General features: G+C 48.7%; 11 protein-coding genes. 6 read left to right on the top strand and 5 right to left on the bottom strand.

The window, feature by feature from the left end; genetic code table 11:
- Positions 1 to 218: 218 nt before the first annotated feature.
- Together ACN084_RS01375 and ACN084_RS01370 are read left to right on the top strand one after the other, a co-directional pair.
- Positions 219 to 1,811, top strand: coding sequence for a sodium-dependent transporter (locus tag ACN084_RS01375; RefSeq protein ID WP_419105869.1), 1,593 nt, complete (start codon positions 219 to 221; stop codon positions 1,809 to 1,811).
- Between the two features lie 4 nt (positions 1,812 to 1,815).
- A complete protein-coding gene (locus ACN084_RS01370) occupies positions 1,816 to 1,932 on the top strand; it encodes a methionine/alanine import family NSS transporter small subunit (RefSeq protein ID WP_419100933.1) in 117 nt (38 codons plus the stop codon).
- Between the two features lie 125 nt (positions 1,933 to 2,057).
- Here the strand turns inward: ACN084_RS01370 and rarD are convergent, their stop codons facing one another.
- The gene (gene rarD, locus ACN084_RS01365; RefSeq protein WP_419105652.1) at positions 2,058 to 3,011 is read right to left on the bottom strand and encodes an EamA family transporter RarD; all 954 of its coding nucleotides are present in this window, start codon (positions 3,009 to 3,011) and stop codon (positions 2,058 to 2,060) included.
- 101 nt (positions 3,012 to 3,112) lie between these two features.
- Complete coding sequence (locus ACN084_RS01360) at positions 3,113 to 4,384, bottom strand: DUF6882 domain-containing protein (protein WP_419100931.1); 1,272 nt, start codon at positions 4,382 to 4,384, stop codon at positions 3,113 to 3,115.
- Between the two features lie 374 nt (positions 4,385 to 4,758).
- Between ACN084_RS01360 and ACN084_RS01355 the strand changes: the two genes are divergently transcribed.
- Entirely contained in the window at positions 4,759 to 6,084 is a 1,326-nt protein-coding gene (locus ACN084_RS01355) for an SseB family protein (RefSeq protein ID WP_419105651.1), read from the top strand.
- 155 nt (positions 6,085 to 6,239) lie between these two features.
- The gene (locus ACN084_RS01350) at positions 6,240 to 8,648 is read left to right on the top strand and encodes an MMPL family transporter (RefSeq protein ID WP_419105650.1); all 2,409 of its coding nucleotides are present in this window, start codon (positions 6,240 to 6,242) and stop codon (positions 8,646 to 8,648) included.
- A gap of 220 nt (positions 8,649 to 8,868) precedes the next feature.
- Here ACN084_RS01350 and ACN084_RS01345 read toward each other — a convergent pair whose 3' ends face one another.
- Positions 8,869 to 10,332 carry a catalase gene (locus ACN084_RS01345; protein WP_419100928.1) on the bottom strand — a complete coding sequence of 488 codons (1,464 nt, stop codon included), beginning with the start codon at positions 10,330 to 10,332 and terminating at the stop codon, positions 8,869 to 8,871.
- 78 nt (positions 10,333 to 10,410) lie between these two features.
- Positions 10,411 to 10,920 (bottom strand): Fur family transcriptional regulator, encoded by a 510-nt coding sequence (locus ACN084_RS01340; protein WP_419100927.1) that lies wholly within the window; start codon positions 10,918 to 10,920, stop codon positions 10,411 to 10,413.
- Between the two features lie 822 nt (positions 10,921 to 11,742).
- On the opposite strand from ACN084_RS01340, the gene ACN084_RS01335 reads away from it, so the two are divergent.
- Together ACN084_RS01335 and htpX are read left to right on the top strand one after the other, a co-directional pair.
- Positions 11,743 to 14,397 carry a sigma-70 family RNA polymerase sigma factor gene (locus ACN084_RS01335; RefSeq protein ID WP_419105649.1) on the top strand — a complete coding sequence of 885 codons (2,655 nt, stop codon included), beginning with the start codon at positions 11,743 to 11,745 and terminating at the stop codon, positions 14,395 to 14,397.
- Between the two features lie 130 nt (positions 14,398 to 14,527).
- The gene (htpX, locus tag ACN084_RS01330; protein WP_419100925.1) at positions 14,528 to 15,418 is read left to right on the top strand and encodes a zinc metalloprotease HtpX; all 891 of its coding nucleotides are present in this window, start codon (positions 14,528 to 14,530) and stop codon (positions 15,416 to 15,418) included.
- A gap of 113 nt (positions 15,419 to 15,531) precedes the next feature.
- Here the strand turns inward: htpX and ACN084_RS01325 are convergent, their stop codons facing one another.
- Complete coding sequence (locus ACN084_RS01325; RefSeq protein ID WP_419105648.1) at positions 15,532 to 16,023, bottom strand: YajQ family cyclic di-GMP-binding protein; 492 nt, start codon at positions 16,021 to 16,023, stop codon at positions 15,532 to 15,534.
- Between the last annotated feature and the right edge of the window lie 18 nt (positions 16,024 to 16,041).

The raw sequence follows: 16,041 nt of genomic DNA, 5'->3' as shown, positions 1-16,041 counted from the left end.
TCTAATACTCAGACTCCTCTCATTCGCGGATGAGGGGAGTCTTTGGTGTGTATCATCCCCTGAAGTCTCAAATAATGAGAAATACCGTAGATTGTCGTTATTTTGACAATAAATCTGGCATTGTAAAGAGTAAATTTTTTACGCAAGCGCGTCATCTTCAGGCAACCTCACGTAAAACACACATACACACATTGACACAACGACTTGAGGATTACTCCATGGGAGCAACCGCAAAGGCACCAAAGAAACGCGAAAGTTTCTCTAGCCGAAAAGTATTTATCTTCGCCGCTATCGGCTCAGCAGTTGGACTGGGCAATATTTGGCGTTTCCCCTACGTCGCCTACGATCACGGCGGCGGCGCATTTATGATTCCATACCTCGTAGCACTACTTACGGCGGGTCTGCCCTTCCTCTTCTTCGACTACTCTATCGGCCACCGCGGGCGCGCATCCTCCCCACTCGCTTTCCGCCGACTCAACCGCAAAACCGAGTTCATCGGTTGGTGGCATATGGGTATCAACTTCATCATCGCCATCTACTATGCAGCTATTCTCGCATGGTCTTTGCGCTATATGCTCTTCTCTCTCAACAGCAGTTGGGGAGAGGACCCAGCCTCATTCTTTACGGGAGAATTCCTCCACGTAGGAGATCCTGCCCTATCCTTTGACTTCGTTCCAGGAATTCTCATTCCTTTAGCACTCATCTGGGCTGTTCTACTGATGGTGATGTCCCTCGGCGTTCAAAAAGGTGTCGGAGCAGCAAACGTTCTCTTCATCCCGCTACTGATCATCATGTTCGTTGTCCTTGTCGCATACTCTCTCACCCTTGAAGGAGCTTTCCAAGGACTTAACGCACTCTTCACTCCGAACTGGGCAGCATTGGCAGACCCCCAAGTATGGGTTGCCGCATACGGGCAGATTTTCTTCTCCCTCTCTGTAGGTTTCGGCATCATGATTACCTACTCTTCTTACCTCAAACCTAAAGCTGACCTCACCGGCTCTGGCGCTGTTGTGGGATTCTCAAACTCTGGCTTTGAACTTCTAGCAGGCATCGGCGTATTCGCGGCATTAGGTTTTATGGCAAATGCTGCAGGAACTGCCGTATCTGAGGTAGCGACATCAGGCATCGGACTTGCATTTATTGCTTTCCCCACCATCATCTCTCAAGCACCTGGCGGAACCATCATCGGACTGCTATTCTTCGGTTCGCTTCTTTTCGCCGGTTTCACCTCCATGATTTCCATTGTGGAAGTGATTGTTGCTGGTGTTCAAGATAAATTCGGAATGGCTCGACGCAACGCTACCGCATTAGTTATCGTGCCTCTTGCGCTCATCTCCACCGTCTTCATGTCTACAACCTCCGCGTTATACGTGCTCGACATCCTCGATAACTTCGTCAACACTTTCGGCATTCTTGCTGCAGGTCTTGTCGCGATCGTTACGGTCGCCTACTTCGTTCGTGGATTGCCGACTTTGCGTGACCACCTCAACCAACACGGTTCTATCAAAGTTGGTGGACTATGGATGGCACTACTAGCAGTCATTACCCCGCTAGTGCTGGGATACACGTTGATTACTACCGTCATCAAACTCATCAACACCCCCTACGAAGGCTACCCCGACTCACTACTGATTCCTTTCGGGTGGGTCATGTCCATCTTGCTCGTCGTCGTTGCTGTCGTTATCTCTCGTCTGCCCTGGTCGAATAGCTCACGAGCTGCGCTACAGCCACCAGCTCAGCCTGTTAGTGGTGGTGCGGTCATGACCGAATACGTCGACCCCACCCGTACCAACGCACAGAAAGAGGTCTAAAATAATGGAAACTAGCGCCGTTATGATGATGACAACTTCAATCCTCATGATTTGGGGAGGACTCGTTGCCGCAGCAATTAACCTCTCTCGTCACCCCGAGGAAGAAGAAGATAACATCTAATTATCATCGCGAATTCAACGCACATTAAATGGTGTGGGTGGGCTCTCTACAGAGAGCCCACCCACACCACTATGACAAGCAAAAGAACACTAAATACGCACAGCTTCTGCCACTTTTACCACTCTCTATGCAGCTTTAAGAACAGCACGCCTTCTCACCCGTGAATACCGAATTGCGTCAACAGTAAACAACGCAACTGCGATCCACACCAACATAAAACCAATCCAGCGCTCTGCCGTGAGCTGCTCATGAAATACCAAAATTGCAAGGAAGAACTGAATAGTAGGAGTCATATACTGAATAATGCCAACAAGACTCAACGGCAGTTTTGATGCAGCATCAGCAAAGAGCAAAAGGGGCAGCGTCGTCAAAATACCTGAGGCTGCAAGAATCCAAAAATGAGCAGTACCCTCCGACAATAACGTCAAATGATGTTGCTTCCATAGAACAGATAACACCACAACAGCTACGGGAGCTAAAGCTAACGTTTCAACAGTAAATGCTGCAATAGGTGGAACTTTCCCACCCAACTTATTTTTGACAAGACCATAGAACGCAAAACTAAAAGCAAGGCCCAACCCCAACCACGGAATCTGCCCATAAAGTACACTCATCACCAGCACTGCAACAGCTGCGATAGCCACTGCAACCCATTGAAGTAAACGCAACCTCTCCTGTAAAAAGAACACCCCTAGAAGGACGTTAACCAGCGGATTAATAAAATACCCCAGAGAAGCATCCAGCGTATGTCCGGTGGTCGTGGCAATAACGTAGAACAACCAATTGGCACCAATCAACACCGCAGCAATAGAAAGCACAAGAAGCGTTTTAGGGTTACTAAGAACCTGCCAAAATTTCTGGTACCCGCGCGGTATAAAATATAGAATGACCGCGCATAAAAGCAAAGAAAAAATAACACGGATTGAAACAATCTCGTAGGGGGTAGCTGGCAATGTCAATGCGAAGTACAGCGGAAACGTACCCCAGATAAGATATGCACTAATTGCAGAGACTAAACCAGAACGAGTTCTTGAAGTATGAGAAGCAGAGGAAACCTGCTGCATCGAAGGAGAAGACATAAAAGGTGCGTATTTCTATAAAAGAGGGTGAATAGAAACGGGGAAAAAGTTCCCCCGACTCATAAATATGAGCCGGGGGTACTGTACAAAGAAGAAAAAGACTAGAGCCCGAAGAAACGAGAGAAGAAACCTTTTTTCTCCTGCTGTTCTTTACGTCGTGGACGACGTGCTTCTTCGTGTTGTTCTTCTTCAAGGTCTGGAGCAGAACCTGCAACACGGAATGCACTCGGACGTTCTTCATGCTCTGCGGTGTCAGCATCGTTATCGTCGATAGGTTCTGCTGCCACAGGACGTTCTTCTTCTACGTCGCTGATAATTTCTTCTTCTGCAATTGCAGAAGTTGTAACGCGACCAGGCTGAGCGTCCTCTTTCGGATCTTGGTCGTAAGGCTTCTCGGTATGAGGGTAAACGCGGTCAGTAGTGACAACGCCTTCCACCTCTTCGAGAGTTTCTTCAACAACCTGCTCAGAAGATTCTTCAAGGTTTTGAGGAACTTCTTGTGTCTGAGTGGACTGTGCCAGCTGTTCTTGAGCCTCGCGTTCTGCTTGTTCTTGAACCGCTTGTTGCTGTTCTGCTTCACGAGCAGCAATTTGAGCAGCTGCTTCAGAAGCGGCAATACGCTCAACTTCTTGGCGTTCTGCTGCAGCCTGTTCACGCAATGCAATTGCTTGAGCTGCGCAACGGTTAAGCTCTGCAGAATCGACAACTGGCTCAGCTGCTTCAATACCTGAGATTTTTTGTCCGTCAAACCAGAGGCGGAGCGCCCCATCGGTGGTGGTGATAACGGCGGTAGCCTCAGTATCCCACGCGATATGAGCACCGCGTAGACGAGCATAGGAGTCTACGGCACGCTGATGGTTAACAGCGGTATTTGTTTGGAGAGCTTGAGCCATGACTCGTCCCATACGGTTAATCGTTGGCGCTTCGAGCTCTAAAGCATCACCATCGAGAAGAATCCACGCCTTAACACCTGCACCAGCAGTGATGGGGTAGTGCGCGTAGATACCGGTGAGGGCCTTGGCAGCAAGAGTTACTTGGCGTGCAATGCCGTCAGTAAGTGGAAGTTCATCTGTGGTCAGTTCACCTATAGAGTGCTGCGCTCCCGACTCTCGTGCCTGAATAGCTGCCGAAACTACAGAATCGGGGAAATGTCCCAGTTCTTGCCATGACCAAATCCAAGAACCGCGGTTTTCTGATTCAGTTCCTAAAAGATATGGTGTGAGTTTGACCGAGCTATCAGACTGGAGGGTGAAAGACGGTGCTGAAAAGTCCACAGACCACTCAGATCCGCCACTGAGCTCGGCTAGGCGTGCCTGGTATTCGGTGGAAATAAAGATTGATTCGTCAATCAAATCCTGCAGTGTTTTAGTCATGTGCTTAAGGCTAGCAAAAATTGTGTCTACTGAGCCCCTATTTTTGGTATTTATCTCTGCAAGAACCAGTGTTTTCATCATTTTTTAGAAAGAGAAACACAATTATGAAGAATATCTGACATATATGGATAAACACCTACGGGGTATCACCACCACCGCCCCATGCTGAAAGAGTACGCAAGAACACTCCATTATGAGGGGAATTGTCCCCATTTTAAAAATCTTATGAAGACTCAACAATGAGTAGATTCCGTCAAAAAGAGAAAAACTACTCAAAACATTGCTTTAATAAATGAGATAGAGAAACTTTAAAGGCAAGGAATACGAACTTCCCCTATCGGTATCACCTGCGCACTGAGCAAGAAAGACCACCTATGACGAACACACCTCGTTTTCGCAGAGAAGAACGCCCTGCGAAAGTTCAAGAAGCTCTCACCCGTATTGGTAGCTGGCTTCTGAACACGGTTAAAACTGAGCCAGGGTGGAATGAACTTGTCTTTGAACTCAAACCCTTGAGCGGAACCATCTTTGCTCGTATTACAGAAACTCGTGACGAACAAGATTACGTCGGCAGTGTTGGGCCCATTAAAGAAAGCTCCATCGTTATCCCTGAAATTGAGAACCTGCAACACGCTGCCTACGATGAACACGAAGGTACATGGTTTACTGCCACCGTTATTGTGACTGCAGAGAACTGGCCCGAACCTGACTATCAGATAGGGGCGGCCTATAATCGTCAAGATGAGCCTCAAGACTGGGAGGGGGAGGGGCGCATGTCTCGCCAAGACGTGCGATATCACCTCGAACACTTCCCTCGGCACGCAAGCCAGATTCCACAATGGGCACAATTGCGCTTATCAGGACGACTTAAAAGAGACCACGAACCCAACACGGACTCTTGTGAGGTTCCTAACCCTTACCTGAGCGAAGCTCTGTCTCAAGCTCGAGGCAAAGAACGTAGCGACGCTATTGTGGTCAACGTCCTCCGCGCATCTTTAGGCGGGGACTTCCTGCTAGATATTAGTGACTCAACTTTTGTTCCTGCTGGGTCACAGAAAATAGGGCCACGTTCTACAATCCGTTATCGTGTGCTACGCCTTGCAAACGATATGCGTGCTTTATGCCTTTATTCCAGCTCTAAATATGTTAAGGAATTCCATACTCGCTTCACTAAATCCTCTTCTGAACCCGAGATTCTTCGAGAACACGCTTTCAAGGTATATCTTGACTTTTTAGCTGATAAAACCTGTGATGTGGTTGTGATTGATCCGGGTACTGAACACGAGACATTTATTGAGAAACCACAGGTTGCGTGGGTACTGAGTACTCCTCACAACATTCACGTCAAAAGTGCTCTGTTAGATGGTGATATGCAACGTCTATTGGCGGCGCTCACCGCACCCAGCTCTGTCCTTTTGATGGGGGTAAGAGCCGGAGAAGAGGCCCCTCTCTTCATTCCTGTTCCTGAAGGACAAGAACCTCAGACAATGTTGGTATTTACCTCGGCTGCGGAGGTGGCTTCAGTCGACCCTCAATTACAGGTGCGTTCTGCTCCTGCGATGGAGGTTTTGGAATTTGCTCAATCTCTGGGTGCTGATGGTGTTCGTATTAACGCGTTGAGTCCGTCAGCTACGTTGCCGATGTCTCAGATTCAAGAGTTGCTCGAGATTGTACGTTCGGCTCAACATATCAGTAATTAGCGCGTGATACCGCTCTTTTGGGGACAAAAACATATACCATCATGCTAGGCCAAAAAATGGCAGTTAAAAACTATTAGGGGCGGTTTGTGGAAAGTATACTAAGGTGGCTAGGCATAACATGTTTTCGCCACTCAAAACTAGTTATCATTGTTTGGGTGCTCATCTTAGGTGTGGCCGGTATTTTTGCGGCGACTTTCTCTCAAGGCGCTCAAAGTAACTACGCTATCCCCGGTGCCACATTCGAAAAAGTTAACGAAAAACTTCACCATGCAATACCAGAAGCTGGCACCAGCTCTGCTTCTATTGTGCTCTCTCGACGCGACGGCAAACCCATTGATTATCAAGAACGTCGGAAGATTCGCCAACTCTCTCTTGAAGTAACAGACCTCCCTGAAGTCGCTTCAGCCTCAAACCCCTTCGAACAGCAAGAACGTTTAGACGATGGCGCTGAACTACTAGCCCAAGGCACACAACAGCTCACACACGCTAAAGAAGAACTAGCACAAGGACAACAAGCCCTTGCCGGAGCGCTCTCACAGCTTCCTGACTCATCACCCGAATGGGTGACACAAAATGCCCCTGAGCTTGCTCAACAGCAGCAACAGCTAGAACAAAGCCGTGACCGTATCAAAACAGAAGAACAAAAACTTGCTGAAGCTCAACGAGAACTCAACCTTGCCAACGGCGAACGAGTTCTCTCCAAAGAAGGCAATATTGCACTTATTACCCTCACCTTTACCGAAGACGTCCAAGCGCTCTCTAGCGAACAGCGTCAAAAAATCTTCGACATCTTCAACACCCTAGAAAACTATGGAATTGATGTCGACTACAGCAACGAACTAGCACAAGACGTCTCTGGGGTCTTTGGCGCCTCAGAAACTATTGGCTTAGTTGTTGCTGCTATTGTCCTACTCGCCACCTTAGCGTCTGTTATTGCTGCTGGTCTTCCTGTTCTCATTGCGCTAGTAGGTTGTGGTGTTGGAGTGCTACTAGTCTTTGCCAGCACACTCATCATCCCCATGACCTCAACAGACCCCGTTCTCGCGTTAATGCTCGGGCTAGGTGTTGGTATCGACTACGCATTGTTGATCATTCATCGACATCGAGAATTCCTCACTGAAGGAAACACACTCATCATTTCAGCTGTTAAAGCTAATATGACCGCTGGGCATTCCGTCGTATTTGCTGGTGCAACGAATATCGTTGCTCTATCTGCGTTGAGCCTGACAGGTATCCCTTTCTTGAGCATTATGGGGCTAGCTGGTGCTTTTACCGTAGGCGTTACCGTACTGGTAGCAATTACTCTTACCCCCGCACTGTTAGCTCTTGTTGGTGTGCGTATTCTCTCTGCACAACAACAAAAGACCTTAGGTCAGGGCCAGCCTCACGATAATAAAGAAGAAAAACTCGTGAAAGCTGAGCGCGGATGGGGCGCATTCGTGACTCGACACCCTGTTATGATGACCGTCTTATCATTGACTCTGCTTGCTCTAGCTATTATTCCCATGGGGACGTTGCGCCTTGGGCTGCCGGACGGCTCATATCAGAGTCAAGATAGCACCGCATACCGAAGCTACGAAAAAATTGCTGACACTTTTGGCCCTGGCGCAAATGGAAGAATCTATGCTGTGGCAACAACGCCTGTAGGCACAGATGCGGCTGGTGCTCATGCTATTGGCGTTGACGTTGCCGAACACCTCAAAATATCTGGTATTCGCTCCGCAGCAGTATCAGCCATTAGTAAAGACTCTTCAGTTGTCGTAGTGGCATTGACTCCTGAAACTGGCCCTGCCGATGAACAAACAGTCTCAACAGTTCATCAGCTACATAAGGATTTACCACAGGTAGAGAACCTGACTCGAACACAAATCGGTTTAAGCGGGCAGACCGTTGCCAACATCGAAATATCTGATCGTATTTCTCAGGCAGTACCCCTATATCTGACAGTTGTCTTGTTATTGTGTCTGATCATCATGACGGTAGTGTTTAAATCCTTACTCATACCGCTAATGGCAACCGTCGGATTTTTAATGTCTACCTTGGCTGCTTTTGGGGCAGTCGTGTTGGTCTACCAATGGGGCTGGCTTGGAATGCTTTTCGGTGTTACACATCCTGGGCCAATTCTTGCCTTTTTACCGATTCTTCTGGTGGGCGTACTTTTTGGGCTCTCTGTGGACTACCAAATTTTTATTGTTTCAGGAATGAGAGACGCTTATCGTGAGGGCTTCACCGCTCGTGAAGCTGTCAAAGTTGGTTACACTCAAGGCGGCAAAGTTGTTACGGCTTGCGGAATTATTATGATTTCTGTATTCGCAGGTTTCGTCTTCTCTCACCTGACGGTTGTTCGTCCTATCGGTTTTGCTCTAGCTATTGGCGTGGCAATGGACGCATTCTTGGTACGCACAACCTTCATCCCCGCAACAATGCATCTGCTGGGTGAAAAAGCATGGTGGCTACCAGCATCTCTCAAGAAGGTTCTGGGAACGGCAGAAGTTACGTCACAGAGCTTTGAGAATCTCGACGAATACGTACGAGAAAATAAACCTCGACATCTCAAGGGCTAGATTACCGGAAGAAGTTTAGCCTGCCGATAGATTGTGCCAACGACAAGGCCCTTGGCTCTTAGCGCATGCTCAAACGTCTTGGTTGCGAAAACAAAAACAGCTATCTAGCGTCAACAAGAACTACCAAAACTACAAGTTAAACTAAGGAGTGGCTGTCACAAGGAATCATCTTGTGACAGCCACTCCTTTTACCCTAAACGGTTAGGGTGAGTACACGAGCTTAGCTCATCTGAGCAATCGCTTCACGAACGCGTGCTCCAAGTTCCTCATGAACAGAATCCCAGTACTTCAACGCACGTTCGCGGATATCGTCATTGCGAACTGCGCCAACGTGTCCAGCGATGTTAGAAACGAGACGTGCACGTTCCTCATCGTTCATGGTTACAGCGTACAAAGAGCGTGCCTGACCGAAATCATCGTCTTCTGCGTGCAAGGATGCTGCCGCACGAACAAGCTCACCATCTGCTTCCCAAGAACCTTCGCCTGCACGCTCAGCATCAGCGTGAGGACCACCTAGGCTGTTTGGCGCGTAAGAAGGTACTGATGGATCGTTGAAGCTGTAACGCATGGTTCCATCTTGAGAATAGTTATTGACGGGTGCCGCCTTTGCAGAGTTAACAGGTAGCTGAGCAAAGTTGGTGCCAACACGGTAACGGTGCGCATCTGGGTAAGAGAAGATACGTCCGAGCAACATCTTGTCGGGAGATGCTGCGATACCGGGAACGAAGTTTGAGGGGGAGAATGCAGCCTGCTCAATTTCAGCGAAGAAATTCTGTGGGTTGCGGTTGAGAGTAAGAGTACCAACCTTAATCAGCGGGTAGTCAGAGTGTGGCCATACCTTAGTCAAGTCGAAGGGGTTGAAACGGTAGTTCTTAGCATCTTCATAAGGCATGATCTGAACATGCAAAGTCCATGAAGGGAATTCGCCGCGGTCAATAGACTCGAAGAGGTCACGACGGTGGTAGTCAGCGTCTTTACCTGCGAGTTCTTCTGCTTCTTGAGCAGTGAGGAAGTCGTTGCCTTGGTTGGTCTTGAAGTGGTACTTCACCCAGAAGCGTTCACCTTCAGCGTTAATCCACTGGAAGGTGTGGGAGCCGAACCCGTCCATGTGGCGTAGGGTCTTGGGGATACCGCGGTCGCCCATCAACCATGTGACTTGGTGTGCTGATTCGGTGCGAAGTGACCAGAAATCCCACTGCATGTCGTTATCGCGTAGACCGGTTTGGGGTAGACGCTTCTGAGAGTGAATGAAGTCTGGGAACTTGATAGCGTCACGGATGAAGAAGATGGGGGTGTTGTTGCCGACGATGTCGTAGTTACCCTCAGTGGTGTAGAACTTAACGGCAAAACCGCGAGGGTCACGCCAGGTATCAGGTGAGCCTTGCTCTCCTGCAACCGTGGAGAAACGTACGAGAGTTTCGGTTTCTACGCCGGGCTGGAAGAGTGCTGCACGGGTGTATGCGGAGACGTCTTCAGTTGTTTTGAAAACACCGTATGCGCCGGTTCCTTTAGCGTGGACAACACGTTCGGGTACGCGCTCGCGGTTGAATTGTGCGAGCTTTTCTACGGTGTATGCATCGTGAAGAACGATAGGGCCGTTGTTGCCTACGGTGAGGGAGTTGTTGTCGGAGGCGACGGGTGTGCCTGTGGTTGTGGTGGTAAAAGTTCCGATGGTTTCGGTCATGACTTTTCTTCCTTTATTTTTTGTGAGGTGTTGAGAGGGCCATATGTGGGGAAGGCCCTCTCTGTTCCTGTTGTGTGATTAGTGTGTGTGAAGTTCTGCTGCTTGGCGTTGTTGTTCTTGTGCCACGGAGCGTTCTTGCTCTGTTTGGCAGTCTTGGCAGATTCCTTGGTAGAGGACGTCTGCTGAGATTAACGCCATCCCGTGGTGGTCACTGGGCGTGAGGCACGGGGAAGCACCTATTGCGCAATCAACATCTTGAACTTTTCCGCATCGGATGCAGAAGGCGTGGTGGTGATTGTCTGCAGTACGTGTTTCGTAGAGTGCAGGTGTTCCAGGCGGTTCGAATTTGCGGAGCATGTTGATACTGACGAGGTCTGCAAGGATGACGTATACAGACTGGACAGTGATGGTTGGTAGCTCTTCTCGGACGGCTGCAACAATATCTTCTGCGGTAGCATGCGGGTGCTTATGTGCTGCTACGAGTACCGCTAGGCGTTGCTTTGTGACGCGACGGCCTTTGGTGCGTAGCGTTGCTGTCCATGCTTGTGTGAGTGACTCTCTGTCGAGGGTCTGCATGGTGTGATGCATAAGGTCACCTTTCATGGTCCACCTGAGTGTTTTATTCTGACTATTTCATAATAGCAGATATGACTTACTCATAATAGCAGAATGAGAAAAAAGTTTTCCAGCGCGAAGTTTTCCGCCGAAAACAAGAAAATCCAAAAAACTTTTTTCTCTATTACGCCTAGCCAAAAGCACTATTTTAGTGGGGCAGAATTTTTTTGGAAAGTTTTTTATTTTTTCGCGTCACGATTTGCCGTTCTTCCGCTCTTAATAAGTGACGGCGTAAAAACCGTTGAATCAGCAAAGAACGATGTTCGGATCGCAGCAGGCACAGAGCCTGTAAGCACCGGCGGTTACGAATCGATTCAGAGTGGAATAACTTAGGGAAGCCACTTGCTAAAACTTTGCTGAAAACAGTAAAGACGCTGCACGCAAGCTAGAGTCTTTGCAAAAGAAAAGGGCTGCAATGTCGGAATATCTTTAGGGAACCGAGATTGTCTATCGCATAACAAATAGTAGGTATCTGCATGGTAGGGCATGTAGTTTAGGGAATACCTACTCATATGGTGAGAGAACTATGAAAAGTTCCTTCATCAACACTGTAAAACGCCACCGGCAAGCTTAAGCATCACATTAGGGAGTGATGCGCTTGCCGGTGGTTGTGTTACTTACGCTGTATTTGCCGTAATATTTAGGTATAATCTAGATACTTTATCTAAAGTGGAAACTTCACATACGGTTTATTTCCCCAATAGATACCTCAAAGAAGTGGTGGAAAAGAACCATCGTTCTCAGCGCAACAAGACTTGGCGTGTCTGCGCTGCACTGAAATGCAGGAAACTGAACATGCAAAAGCAACATACTTTTAGCAACCCAGAAGAAACTGACGAGTTTCTTCTATCGCTCGTTCGCGATGGAGACGTTGAAGCTTATAGCAAGCTCTATAATCGTTATCACCCCATGGCGAGAGCTATTGCTTTTAAACATACTTCAGATGCCCACCGCGTAGATGATATCGTCTCTGAGAGTTTTACTCGGATCTTGCATGCACTCGAGAGCGGAAAAGGACCTCACTCCTATATGGGAGGCTACCTTGCCACAACTATCGCCCACCTAGCTGGCGAATTCGGGTTGCTCTCTCAACGTGAGATTCCTAGCGAAGAAGAACACCTTGAAGCTATGGGAACCCTCGACGAAACCGTCGTTAAACTCCATGATTCTGACGAAGTGATTTCTGCTTTCACCTCTTTGCCGGAACGCTGGCAGACTGTCTTATGGTTAACCGAAATCGAAGCAAAAAAACCTCAAGAAATTGCTTCTGCGATGAACCTGTCCCCGAACGCAGTCTCTGCTCTATCTCTTCGCGCTAAAACTAGCCTCAAAGAAGGCTTCCTACGTGCACATCAAAACACTCCTCAAACACCAGACTGTAAACGTTTTTCAAGCCATATTAGCCCGTACGTTCTCGGCTCATTAACCCAAAAACGTAGTGATGCTCTACGCCTACATCTTGAAGGTTGTTCTCACTGTACTGGTGAATATCTATCACTTGTTGACGTCAGCAAGTCCATGCGTAGCTGGGTCTTCCCTGTTCTCGCCGGTCTCTCTGTCTGGGGAACCGATGGTCTTGCGATTATCGCTCCAACCTTTACCGCTGCTGCCGGCGGTACGGCTGCCGGCGCTGGACTTATGGGAACCTCCGCTGCGGTAGCCAATAGCAGTGGAGCCTCCGGCGCTGGAACTCTTAGCTTTCTCTCTCCTAAAACGTGGGGAACCAAAGGGCAAGCTGTGGCAGGTGTTGCTGCTGCAACGGTAGCCGCAGTTGCGATTAGTGGGGGCATTATTGTCTCGAGCCAATCAACTTCTCGTGATTCTCAAGAGCCTGTTATCAGTGCTGAAGGAATTTCGTCTGCTCCAGCACCAACACCAATACCCGATGTTTCTGAACCTCCAGCAAAACCTGCAGAACCAATAACATCCCCCGAATCTTCCGCTGAAAAGAACGACGAATCGCCCTCTTCTGCTGGGGGTTCAACGCCGTCTCCAAATACTGAGCAAAAAACATCTGATGCTGCTCCTGCTAGTACCGCAACAATATCTCAACCAGTATCGGCACCATCTACACCTCAAAAATCTGCCTCTGTTCAGGAAGCTGTGCAGACCCCACCGACTCCGCGAATTGTTGAACTCCCTGTGATTGAAGCGCCTGCTCCTGTGCAGAAACAAGACGATGAGCCATCTGTCTTTGTCGATAATTCAGCTCCTGTTATTTCAGTTCGTAGTGGGGGGAGCTCTTCTGCTGTTTCAGAAGCTCCTCGTGAGCCGGTCAAGAAGGTACCGGAGGTTGTTTCTACCGCTTCTCCGGTTTCGGAGCCTAAAACTGTAGACACTACTGAAATGGCAGGTACTCATCAACCGCATTCTGTTGAGCCTGCTTTGGAGGATAATGTTCCTTCTCCTGTTGGAGGAGACCGTAGTGAGGAGGTAGTCCTTCCTCCTCCGGCAGATTCTCAGGATGCTGATGAATCAGGTACTGTCGCTGGTAATGATGAGTGGGCTGTTCGCTCTGCTAGAAGTGGCGGGGTATCAGATCCTATGATGCCGGCCGACCCAACAGAACCAGTCGACCCGACACAACCAGCTGACCCGACACAACCAGCTGACCCGACACAACCGGCCGACCCGACACAACCGGCCGACCCGACACAACCAGCTGACCCGACACAACCAGCTGACCCGACACAACCGGCCGACCCGACACAACCGGCCGACCCGACACAACCGGCCGACCCGACACAACCGGCCGACCCAACAGAACCGGCCGACCCAACAGAACCGGCCGACCCAACAGAACCGGCCGACCCAACAGAACCGGCCGACCCAACAGAACCGGCCGACCCAACAGAACCGGCCGACCCGACACAACCGGCCGACCCAACAGAACCGGCCGACCCAACACAACCAGTCGACCCAACAGAACCTGGCACACCAGATGAAGGTGATAACGGAACAGACGGTGAAGCTGAGGGCTACTGGCGCCCCGAAGCAGGCGACAGTTTCTGGGATGACAACGAAGATAATGACACCCCGACACAACCAGATGACACCGTACCGCCTCCGTATTATGGTCTTATTCCCGAACCTATCAGTGAAGATACCGGAACACCTGAAGAAAACCCTCAGCCTGAAATAGGCGAAGATGAAGGTGAAGAAACCTTTGTTCCAGGATGGTACAACACTGAAGAATACAGGCAATGGAGTCGTAGCATTCCGTGGGATGACTTTGGAAGAACTGACGTTCCAACAAACGTTCAATGCGTTCTAAACTACACAGTATTCGGCGACCCAGAAGAAAACATTTATACAGATATCGTATGGATGCCTTCTGCCGTCCTAAATTCCGAATACACCTATTACGTCCTTGCTGCGTTCTATAACGTCCGTGAGATTGAATCAATCTCTTGTATCGATAACGGAACGAGCGTCGGCTCAAGAATTTAACGTCTTAATCAGATGGCGGTGTTCTCTTGCGCTTGCAGGGAACACCGCCATCTTTTGAGAAAAATCAATAAAATATTCAGGATTTCCATATATTCTTTGAAGAAAAGAAGACTACAAGGAATTGAAGAACATGCATAGTCATCACAATGGACTCAAAACCTCTGTCCTTATGGGGTCAATGGTAGGGTTCCTACTCTTTGTCGGTTATCTTCTCTCATCGATGATGAATAATAGTGCGTTTATCTGGATATTTGCACTGATGAGCGTCGGTAGTGTGATGTACACCTATTGGAACTCTGCCTCTGTCGCTATCCGCTCAATGAATGCCTACCCCGTAACCCGTGAACAAGTTCCAGGGCTTTACAAAATTGTTGAAGAGCTCTCTACACGAGCAGGTCAGCCTATGCCCGCTCTATACGTTGCCCCGACGATGACTCCTAACGCTTTTGCGACAGGACGCAACCCCCAGAACGCGGCGGTTTGCTGCACTGAAGGTATTTTGCAGCTTCTGGACGAGCGAGAAATGCGTGGTGTCCTCGGACACGAGCTAATGCACGTGTATAACCGTGACATTCTGACAAGCTCTGTCGCTGCTGCTATTGCCTCTGTTATTACGTCTATTGCTCAATATCTTGGCTTTGCCGGAATGTTTGGGGGAGGAGATCGCGAAGGTCGCGGGCAAAATATGCTCGTCGCATTATTGTTATCGTTCTTAGCTCCTATCGCTACTGGTGTGATTCAGATGTCCATTAGCCGTACCCGCGAATACGATGCCGACGAAGACGGCGCTCGACTTACTGGAGACCCTCTTGCGTTAGCTTCTGCTTTGCATAAATTAGAACATGGGGTAAGCCGATACCCTATGTCTGCCGAAAACCCTAAAGTGGTCAACACCGCGTCAATGATGATTGCTCAGCCGTTCCGAGGAGCTGATTTACAGCGACTTATGGCAACACATCCTCCGATGAAAGATCGTATTGCTCGCCTTGAAGCGCAGGCTCGTAGTATGGGGCAGCTATAAAATATTTGGTATAAAACCTCATAAAAATAGTGGTGGCACAGCAATTTTGCTGTGCCACCACTATTTTGGTGTATCAAACAAAACCATATTAAATGGTTCGAACCTTTAATCTGTTATCGGTAGTTAACGAATTGAAGGTCAACCTCCAAATCTGCACCTTTGAGCAACGCAATAACATCTTGAAGATCATCGCGTGATTTAGACGAAACTCGTAGTTCATCGCCTTGGATGGTTGCCTTAACTCCCTTAGCGCCTTCTTCGCGAATGAGCTTAGAAATCTTTTTAGCTTGGTCTTGGGCAATGCCCTCTTTAATAGAACACTCAATACGGAACTCTTTGCCAGAAGCGTATGGGGCACCGGCGTCAAGAGACTTCAAAGAAATGCCGCGTTTGACAAGTTTTGACTGGAAAACGTCGAGTACAGCTAGGGCACGTTCTTCGGAGTTTGCTTTGATGAGGATTTTTTCTCCAGAGAAGTTAATATCGGCGCCTACTCCTCGGAAATCATAACGCTGTGAGACTTCTTTTTGAGCTTGATTCAATGCGTTAGATACTTCTTGCTTGTCGACTTTAGAAACAACGTCAAACGATGATTCGCTTGCCATAAGAAATACTCCTTTAGA

It is taken from the genome of Rothia sp. P7208 (assembly GCF_048512915.1).
In the GTDB taxonomy this organism is placed as follows: Bacteria; Actinomycetota; Actinomycetes; order Actinomycetales; family Micrococcaceae; genus Rothia.
Note: the sequence above shows the minus strand (reverse complement) of the source record. Positions and strands in the feature narration are given on the sequence as shown.

Coding starts and splice junctions, on each gene's coding strand:
- ACN084_RS01355 (WP_419105651.1), top strand. CDS start 4,759: ATGACGAACACACCTCGTTTTCGCAGAGAAGAACGCCCTGCGAAAGTT.
- ACN084_RS01345 (WP_419100928.1), bottom strand. CDS start 10,332: ATGACCGAAACCATCGGAACTTTTACCACCACAACCACAGGCACACCC.
- ACN084_RS01325 (WP_419105648.1), bottom strand. CDS start 16,023: ATGGCAAGCGAATCATCGTTTGACGTTGTTTCTAAAGTCGACAAGCAA.
- ACN084_RS01370 (WP_419100933.1), top strand. CDS start 1,816: ATGGAAACTAGCGCCGTTATGATGATGACAACTTCAATCCTCATGATT.
- ACN084_RS01335 (WP_419105649.1), top strand. CDS start 11,743: ATGCAAAAGCAACATACTTTTAGCAACCCAGAAGAAACTGACGAGTTT.
- ACN084_RS01375 (WP_419105869.1), top strand. CDS start 219: ATGGGAGCAACCGCAAAGGCACCAAAGAAACGCGAAAGTTTCTCTAGC.
- htpX (WP_419100925.1), top strand. CDS start 14,528: ATGCATAGTCATCACAATGGACTCAAAACCTCTGTCCTTATGGGGTCA.
- rarD (WP_419105652.1), bottom strand. CDS start 3,011: ATGTCTTCTCCTTCGATGCAGCAGGTTTCCTCTGCTTCTCATACTTCA.
- ACN084_RS01360 (WP_419100931.1), bottom strand. CDS start 4,384: ATGACTAAAACACTGCAGGATTTGATTGACGAATCAATCTTTATTTCC.
- ACN084_RS01340 (WP_419100927.1), bottom strand. CDS start 10,920: ATGCATCACACCATGCAGACCCTCGACAGAGAGTCACTCACACAAGCA.